This is a genomic window from Streptococcus sp. C300 (assembly GCF_000187645.1).
Lineage (GTDB): Bacteria > Bacillota > Bacilli > Lactobacillales > Streptococcaceae > Streptococcus > Streptococcus oralis_CQ.
In genome coordinates, this window is sequence record NZ_GL732468.1 from 11,034 (window position 1) to 19,821 (window position 8,788).

Below are 8,788 nucleotides of genomic sequence, written 5' to 3' on the forward strand. Positions count from 1 at the left end.
TTCAAAGAGAATCCTTCATTTGAGTCCAATGATAGTAACGGTAACCAAACAAATCTTTCTTAGCATCAACCAACTGACCATCACGGTATACACGCGTAATCAATTCGTACAAGGCTGGTTTGTCATTTAAAACGGTCCAGAGTTTTGGTTGTTCAACTTCTAAAATCGCATCTAGGCTTGTTGATTCATGTGCTTTCAAGGTACGGCTCGCTGTTCGAACCAAGCCTGTTACAGCCTGACCACCACGTTCAACGATTTGATACTCTGCCACCAATTCATGGTCTTTATCATCTGTATTGACGATTTTGCTGGCTACATGAGTTTCAACCTTGCCATGTTGCTGTTCTTCAAGTTTTGGTGTTAAGATGGTTGTTCCATTTTTCTCAACATGAACCTTATCTGTCACTTGCAAGGTCACATCACGGTAGATACCACTACCTGAGTACCAACGGCTACTTGGTTGTTTGTTAACCGCATGGACAGCAATCACATTCTCACGACCATCTTTGTGAAGGTATTTGGTGATATCGTATGAGAACTGGTTATAACCATTTGGATAATGCCCCACTAACTGGCCATTGACATAGACTTGAGAGTCCATGTAGACACCATCAAAGGTCACTCGAACATTTTTCTTGAGATCTTTTTCATCAAGTTTAAAGGTCTTGCGATACCAAGCTTCTCCACCATTGAGCTGTCCACCCTCGTTTTGGGCAGGTGACTGATGGTCAAAATCGTTAAAGATACTCCAGTCGTGTGGGAGATCCAATTTTTGCCATGTTGATACATCTGCATCTGATTTCACAGCTTCTTTAGGGTTCGCATTGAGTTTAAAGTGCCAATTTTGATTAAAATTCACTTTTCTATCTTCAATCATTTGATTCACTTCTTCATTTGTCGCAGCTTTCAAATCTTCCTTGACAGGCTTTTCTTGACTTGAAGCTTGAGATTCTACCTTTGGAGCTGTTTCTTCAGGTTTGAGAGACGCTTTCTCCTCTTTTGGAGCTACAGGTTCATCTTCTTTCTTCTCGGCTTTGCTTGCTTCAATTGGAGCGGCTTGACTTTGATCGACACTTGCAGCATCCTTGTGCTCTGCTACAGCTTGATTTTCTTTTTCCTCCACTGCCGGACTTTCCTCTTTTGCTTGTTCCACAGTGTGAGTAATCGGAGTTTCATCCGCGAAAACTGGTGATTCTCCAATGACACTTCCTCCAAATAGAACCGCACAGGTTCCAATCATGACAGAGCAAGCGCCTACGGCAAACTTACGAATGCTGTATACTCTTTTACGATTCCAATGGCCTTTTTCCATAAAATCCTCCTTTAGTAACCGCTTCCATTTCTTTGTAAGCGCATTACTTTTTCATAGCCTTTTACCTTTATTTTATAAAATAATATAGGAAATTTCAATACCCTAAACACAAAAAATCATATTTTTGATTGTTTTTTCTAAAATTTGTAGAAGATTCGAAAAAAGTGAATGTAGATTTAGAACAAAAGCAAACAAATTTTTGACTCTCAGTTCAATATTATAAAAAAGTTCCTTTTGTAAGGAACTCCTTTTACTTATAATTAAAGATTCCCCCTGCCAACTTATCAGCTAGCTTGGGAAAGAGGGTATAAAACTTATGGGCTAGGTTCAACAAAACTGGGAGATTGAGTTCCCGTTTGTTTTTTCCTATGGTTTTGACAATCTTTCTAGCAACTACATCTGGTTCTAAGAGAAAGCGGTCAACCGACTTGAGGTAGCTCCCATCTGGGTCAGCCTGGTCAAAAAAGGCAGTACGAATCGGTCCTGGATTAACCGTCGTTAGATAGACACCATAGGGCATGAGTTCGAGGCGCAAAGCGTTTGAAAATCCAATAGCCGCAAACTTGGTCGCCGAATAGAGACTGGACTTGCTAGTCGCTATCAAACCTGCCATGCTGACGATGTTGATGATATGGCCTTTTCGGTTTTCTTTCATGCGAGCTCCAAGACGACGAGACAGATTCATCAGAGCAAAGGTATTGACCTCAAACATCTGGTGAATGTCTTTGTCAGAAATCTGGTCGAAATCTTCAAAAATTCCATAGCCAGCGTTATTAATCAAAACATCAATCTTGCCATAACGGAGATAGAGATCAGCTACCAGAGCTTCTAGGGCTGAGTCATCAGTAATGTCGATTTCAATCCATTCCACATTAGGATGATTTCCGTAGAGTTGAGCTAATTTTTCCTTGTTTCTACCTAGTAAGATGAGTTGGTCATTTGGCAAGAGTTTGACCATTTCTTGGGCTAAGCCACCGCTTGCTCCGGTAATCAGAATAGTACGCATACTTATCCTTTCTCAATCTTCTAAATTTCCACTTCTTCCAAGTCTTTAACCACATGGACATTTTCAAAAACAGTTGCCGCATCTTTCTTGAGCTGGCTGATATCTTTTGAAAGGAAACGAGCGCTGATATGATTGAGCAAGAGGCGCTTAGCACCTGCTTCTGCTGCTACTTGTGCTGCTTGCATATTGGTTGAGTGACCGTGATTGCGGGCAATTTTTTCATCTCCCTTGCCATAAGTAGACTCATGGACAAGGACATCAGCGTTAACAGCTAGACGCACACTGGCATTGGCTTTTCGGGTATCACCCAGAATAGTAATAATCTTACCAGGTCGTGGTGCTGAGATATAGTCAGCAGCTTTGATTTCAGTTCCGTCTTCTAAAACAACGTCCTGACCGTTTTTGATTTTTCCAAAAAGCGGGCCGAACGGAACACCAGCAGCCTTAAGTTTTTCAGCATCCAAGGTCCCTTCTAGATCCTTTTGCATGACACGATAACCAACGCAGAAAATAGTGTGGTCCAGCTCCTCTGCATACACAGTGAATTTATCGGTCTCAAGGATTTTCCCTAGAGAATCTTGGTCAAACTCATGAAAATGAATGCGGTAAGGCAGACGAGAGCCTGACACACGAAGGCTGGTTAAGACAAATGACTTGATTCCTTGCGGTCCATAGATGTCCAAATCTGTCTGCTCTTCATTGGCCTGAAAAGCACGGCTAGAGAGAAATCCTGGCAATCCAAAGATGTGGTCTCCATGCAGGTGGGTGATAAAGATTTTGCTGACCTTCCGTGGTCGAATCGTGGTTTCCAGAATGCGATTTTGCGTTCCTTCTCCACAGTCAAAGAGCCAAACTTCGTTAATCTCATCCAAGAGTTTCAGGGCGAGACTTGAAACGTTGCGGGCTTTAGAGGGCTGACCGGCCCCTGTTCCTAAAAATTGAATATCCATTCGATACTTTCTAATTAATCAATATATAACATAGCTGTGCGATTTTCCGATCGGAAATAGCGACTGCCAGAAAAAGCAACAGCTTCTTGCAGTAAATCCTCTTGGCTGTAGCCTTTGAGACGCTTGCGACCATCTGCTAAACTTTCTAAATCAGTCAAAGCTGTGAGATTCTTCACACTAACAACTTCTTCATCTCCGACAGCTTTCATGTAAATCTTTCCAGATTCTTCAAAGACGAGTTGATGAGGGAAAATTTGTGCAATCTCAAAAAGCAAGTCATCCGAGATTTCCTCTTCATTTTCAGAGAAGATCCGCCCCAAGCCCTCACTCTCATAGCAAAATCCAAAAGATTTACCCGACAGGTTCAGACGAATAAAAGGCTTATTTTCAAAGGTGAAACTTGGTTCAACATTGTAGATGTTCAGTTCCTGACTGAGTTCTGCAAAATAATCCGTCGCAGCTTCAGGACTCTTTTTCTGGTAGAGTTCTGCAAAGTAGGCATTGACTACACTCGGAGGAGGTGTGATGAGAGCTAACTGCTCTTGCTCTGTTTTGCTAGCTAGAAGCTGATCTAAATAGACCTTATCCAGACTTGTATAACCTCCATACTTTAGAGCCAAGGTTTTAATATCAGTCATAAAATTCCTCTAACCTCCATTTATTTTTCTCGGAAATGTAGCCTGTAATCACTTCTCCGTCATCTTGATAATCGCGCTCTTCCAGAATCGCTACACTTTCCAAATCATGAATCTTGTAAGACTTCGAAAAGGGCACCCGTAGAGTAAATGCTTCAAAAATTTCCTTAATCTTCTCCAAAAACAATGCTTGCAGCTGCTCACGACTATCCTCAGACTTGGCAGAAATGAGGGCATACGGTGTTTGAGTAGGCGTGAAATCCTCCACCAAATCCGCTTTATTATAAAGGGTCAAGCGAGGAATGTCCTCCATGTCCAAATCTTTCATGATAGACAGAACCGTTTTTTCATGCTCCTCATGATAAGGATTGCTAGCATCAATGACATGAACTAGAAGGTCTACATGCTTGCTTTCTTCCAAGGTCGACTTGAAACTGGACACCAATTCAGTCGGCAAATCCTGGATAAAGCCAACGGTATCAGTCAAGGTTACCTGAAGATTGCCACCTAGATGGATACTCTTAGTTGTCGCATCCAGAGTTGCAAATAGCTCATCTGCTTCGTACTGGGTCTTACTGGTTAAGCTGTTCATGATAGTTGACTTCCCAGCATTGGTGTAACCAATCAAACCAATCTTAAAGGTACTCGACTCCAAACGTTTTTCTCTGACCGTAGCCCGATTTTTCTCAACGATCTTGAGCTGACGCTCGATATCTGTGATTTGATTACGAACACTACGACGATTCAGCTCCAGCTGACTTTCACCAGGTCCACGGGAACCAATTCCCCCAGCCTGACGACTAAGCATAATCCCCTGACCAACCAAGCGAGGCAAGAGGTATTTTAGTTGGGCAAGGTGAACTTGGAGCTTCCCTTCATGGCTTCGAGCCCGCATGGCAAAGATATCCAAAATCAACTGCATACGGTCAATCACCTTAACACCGAGAACTTCCTCCAAATTGACATTCTGCCTTGGTGTCAAACGGTTATTGACGATGACAGTGCTAATTTCTTCCGCATCTACCATCAGTGCAATTTCTTCCAACTTACCAGAGCCAACAAAAGTCTTGGAATCATATTTTTCACGTTTTTGTCTGTAACTATCTACTACAACTGCTCCAGCAGTCGCAGCCAGACTGGCCAACTCTTCCATGGAGAGGTCAAAATTTTCCATACCCTGCAGTTCAACACCAATGAGCAGGACCCGTTCCTCTTTTTTCTCCGTTTCAATCATTTAAAAACTCCTCAATCTGGCTTAAAATGCGGTTCTTCACACCAGACTCTCCTATCTGATAAAAGGTCACCTGCATGCGATTACGGAACCAGGTCAGCTGGCGCTTAGCAAAACGACGTGTCGCCTGCTTGAGACTCTCGCTAGCTTCCTCGAGAGTCTGCTCCCCACGGAAGTAAGGAAAAAGTTCCTTGTAGCCAATGCCTTTGGCTGCCTGCACATCTGGATAATGGTCAAAGAGCCACTTGGCCTCATCCAAAAGCCCAGCCTCAAACATCAGATCTACTCGGCGATTGATACGTTCATAAAGCTGACTGCGTTCATCATCCAAGCAGATAATCAAAGGTTCATAAGGACTTTCCTGATTTTCCAAATCCTGACCAAAATGGACAATTTCCAAGGCGCGCATGGCACGACGACGGTTAAACTGGGGAATTTCAAGGCCTGCCTGCTCCACAAGATTGGCTAATTCTTCATCTGATAAAGGCTCTAAACTAGCTCGATAGGCTAATATCTCCTCATGAGGTGTTTCCCCACCTAGATGATAGCCTTCAAGCAAGCTCTGGATATAAAGGCCTGTGCCTCCAGCGATAATGGCTAGCTTGCCACGGTTTTGAATATCCTCAATAGCCTTCTTAGCTTCTGAAACAAAATCAAAAGCCGAGTAAGACTCGGTCACCTCTCTGACATCAATCAAATGATGAGGAACAGCTACTTGCTCCTCTGGGCTAGCCTTGGCCGTCCCAATATCTAGCCTTCTGTATACTTGCTGACTGTCACCACTGACCACCTCTCCACCAAAGCGCTTGGCCACTTCAATAGCAAGGGCTGTCTTCCCAACAGCGGTCGGTCCAACAATCACAATTATTTTTGTTTTCATCTTTTTTCCTTGAAAAATTTCCATTTTTTCGTTACTATTATTATATCACAAAAAGGTCGGTCAGAAAAATGCTACCTCTTGAGGAGTCTGGCTGATCGGGAAGATAAAGGAGGAAGACTCATGGCTAAAGGATTCGCTAAAGGTCTTGTAACAGGTGTCGCAGGAACTGTCGCTGCCGTTGCAGGTGCAGTATACGCAATTAAAAAGAAAGTAATTGAGCCAGAAGAGCAAAAAGCAGCTTTCATCGAAGAAAACCGCAAAAAAGCAGCTCGCCGCCGCGTATCACATTAAGCAACAAAAGAAGTTGAGAAATCTCAACTTCTTTTTATTTTCTTAAATAGCCAAATCAAACTTCAGCTGCGGCTTAACCGGATCATAGTCAACCAACTCAAAGTCTTCGGCTTTGATATCAAAGAAATTAGTCCCATCTGGCACATTCAAAACCAAACGAGGTTGGCAGTTTGACGGCTCACGACGGAGCAATTCCTCTGCTTGTTCAAATTGATTATCATAGATATGGAGGTTGTTGATAAAGTAGAAGAATTTTCCAACCTTCCATCCAAAATGCTTGGCAATCATCATCTGTAGAGCCACATACTGCATAGCATTGATGTGGTGAGCAACCAGCATATCATTCGAACGCTGGGTCAAAGTCGCATCTAGATAGATGTCCCCATCAACTCGACGGACATCAAACATAGTCTGGAAAGCACATGGAAGAAGGCCATCAGTTGCCTCAAAAGCCTCATAATCCCAGAGCGAAATGATATTGCGACGGTTCCAAGGATTGGCTTCCAACTGCTTGAGAATCTTGTTAATGATGTCGTGTTTCTTAACAACCGCCCCATAGCGCTCACCGATGGTTCCCGTGTCTCCCACTTCCCAGTCATTCCAGTAGTGAACATTGTACTTGTTATTGAGCACTTCTAGGCTATTTGACTGATCTTGGTAAATCCAGAGGACTTCTTTGATGGCGGATTTGATGGCAATGGGTCGCAAGGTCGTGATGGGGAATTCCCCCTTGGCCAAGTCGTACTCAGCAAAGGCACCCGTTATGTACTTGGAGTTGGCAACAGTCCCATCCTTGTACTTGGGACGTGCTTGTTCAGAAAAAACACCGTCTTTGAGGATTCGTTCAATATTCTCTTTAAAAATCGTATCTGCTTTTGTCATTTACTATCACCTCATTTATAGTCTTAACTAGTATAGCATAAAAAAAGAAAGGAGGAAAATCACTAGCTTTAAAGTAGTGTTTTTCCCCCTTTTTTATCTTATTGCAATACAAGCGACGCTGCTCCAATAACTCCAGCGTCATTTCCTAGAGTTGCAAGAGCTAATTTAGTTGTTGTGCGTACTTGTGGGAAGGTGTTTTCGTCATAAACCTTTTGAACACCTTGTAGAAGGAATTCTCCCGCAGCTGACACCCCACCACCGATAACGATTGTTGAAGGGTTGAGGATTGAGCCGATATTGGCACAAGCGATTCCCAAGTAACGTGAGAAGTTACGGTAAACGATCAAAGCAAGGTCGTCCCCTTCTTTTGCAAGGTCAAAGACAGTTTTTGCTGTTACTTCTTCACCGTCGTCGATCAAGCGTTTCAAGGCCGCATCGCCTTCGTATTCATCTGCATAACGACGAGTCAAGTTGACAATCCCTGTTGCAGAAGCAACTGTCTCAAGACAGCCTTTTTTACCACAGGTACATGCGATTGGTTGGTCAAAGTCAACAGTGATGTGGCCAAGCTCTCCTGCTGCACCAGCAACACCGTGAAGCAGTTTTCCTTCAGCCACGATACCGCCACCAACACCGGTACCGAGTGTCATAAAGACAACGTCTGGTTGGTTGTCACCAGCACCCATCCAGCGCTCACCAAGAGCAGCTACGTTGGCATCATTATCGATGAAGAATGGAATCCCCAAGGCTTTTTCAATCTTTTCTTTGATTGGTTGAAGGGTTTTCCAGTTGAGGTTGTAGGCACCGATAACAGTCCCTTTTTCACGGTCAACCACACCAGGTGAACCCATGCCAATGCCTCGGAAATCCGTAGCAGACAATCCAAGCAAGTCCAAGCGATGCTGAATAGACTCAATCATATCGTCTACAATATGGCTTCCTTCATCCAAAATGTTGGTCTTGATAGACCATTTTTCTTGGATTTCTCCCTCTTGAGTTAAAATTGCGAACTTAACAGATGTACCACCAAGGTCAATCCCAATAATCTTTTGACTCATCGTCTTCTCCTTTTTAATTGAAAATGCTTACAGATATAGTATAACAAAATCGTTAGATTTGTGCAAAGGTTTGCAGGCTACAAGCCAAAATTAAAACATCTCATTTGCTTCACTATTTGTAAAAATTAGTCACCTAAATGTTGAATGGCATAGTTGGCTTCTTCTTTAGTAAATTTTCTAAAATAAGGAGAAGTTAGCCTCTCATAAATTTCTGTCTTTGAGAGATTGTTATATTTTCGGTATTCTCTTGCTTGAGCTAAGGCATTCGCCTTATAGTCTGCTTGCAAATGATTGATAGCATATTGTGCAGTGTCACTATTAAAACCTTCATAAATTAACATCTCATAAATTCTTTTTTGACAAATGAATCCTATTATAATCTTGTGCTGTCTTTAAAGCTGCTGAGTATGGATTCCCGGCTGCTGGTTTTGGTTGCCGCACACCATCGTTTCCTACATAGTAACGGCCACCATCTACCCATTTGCCCCTTACCATTTTGCCTTCAGAATCAACATAGTAACGGCCACCATCTACCCATTCATT

8 protein-coding genes and 2 pseudogenes are annotated in these 8,788 nt (G+C 42.8%); 1 reads left to right on the top strand and 9 read right to left on the bottom strand.

Annotated features, from left to right (window positions below; genetic code table 11):
* The 6 genes and pseudogenes from HMPREF0849_RS06375 to miaA form a co-directional block, all read right to left on the bottom strand.
* A pseudogene (locus HMPREF0849_RS06375) lies at positions 1-1,312 on the bottom strand (sugar-binding domain-containing protein); the annotation flags it as partial.
* Positions 1,313-1,562: 250 nt separating this feature from the next.
* Positions 1,563-2,318: an SDR family NAD(P)-dependent oxidoreductase gene (locus tag HMPREF0849_RS06380; protein WP_001259185.1), complete on the bottom strand. Its 756-nt coding sequence runs from the start codon at positions 2,316-2,318 to the stop codon at positions 1,563-1,565.
* 20 nt (positions 2,319-2,338) lie between these two features.
* A complete protein-coding gene (gene rnz / locus HMPREF0849_RS06385; protein WP_000354318.1) occupies positions 2,339-3,268 on the bottom strand; it encodes a ribonuclease Z in 930 nt (309 codons plus the stop codon).
* Positions 3,269-3,282: 14 nt separating this feature from the next.
* Complete coding sequence (locus HMPREF0849_RS06390; RefSeq protein WP_000129722.1) at positions 3,283-3,906, bottom strand: hypothetical protein; 624 nt, start codon at positions 3,904-3,906, stop codon at positions 3,283-3,285.
* Positions 3,899-5,137, bottom strand: a complete 1,239-nt coding sequence (gene hflX, locus HMPREF0849_RS06395) for a GTPase HflX (RefSeq protein ID WP_000573207.1) — start codon at positions 5,135-5,137, stop codon at positions 3,899-3,901. The genes HMPREF0849_RS06390 and hflX overlap by 8 nt, the downstream gene beginning before the upstream one ends.
* The gene (gene miaA / locus HMPREF0849_RS06400; protein WP_000850177.1) at positions 5,130-6,014 is read right to left on the bottom strand and encodes a tRNA (adenosine(37)-N6)-dimethylallyltransferase MiaA; all 885 of its coding nucleotides are present in this window, start codon (positions 6,012-6,014) and stop codon (positions 5,130-5,132) included. The genes hflX and miaA overlap by 8 nt, the downstream gene beginning before the upstream one ends.
* Before the next feature lie 120 nt (positions 6,015-6,134).
* Here miaA and HMPREF0849_RS06405 point away from each other — a divergent pair, with 120 nt between their 5' ends.
* Positions 6,135-6,305: a DUF3042 family protein gene (locus HMPREF0849_RS06405; protein WP_001051782.1), complete on the top strand. Its 171-nt coding sequence runs from the start codon at positions 6,135-6,137 to the stop codon at positions 6,303-6,305.
* A gap of 42 nt (positions 6,306-6,347) precedes the next feature.
* Here the strand turns inward: HMPREF0849_RS06405 and HMPREF0849_RS06410 are convergent, their stop codons facing one another.
* From HMPREF0849_RS06410 to HMPREF0849_RS10690, 3 genes and pseudogenes are all read right to left on the bottom strand, one after another.
* Positions 6,348-7,187, bottom strand: a complete 840-nt coding sequence (locus HMPREF0849_RS06410) for a thymidylate synthase (protein WP_000158607.1) — start codon at positions 7,185-7,187, stop codon at positions 6,348-6,350.
* Positions 7,188-7,285: 98 nt separating this feature from the next.
* Positions 7,286-8,245 (bottom strand): ROK family glucokinase, encoded by a 960-nt coding sequence (locus HMPREF0849_RS06415; RefSeq protein WP_000078589.1) that lies wholly within the window; start codon positions 8,243-8,245, stop codon positions 7,286-7,288.
* A 125-nt stretch (positions 8,246-8,370) separates the two neighbouring features.
* Positions 8,371-8,788, bottom strand: a pseudogene (locus tag HMPREF0849_RS10690) (Ltp family lipoprotein); the annotation flags it as partial.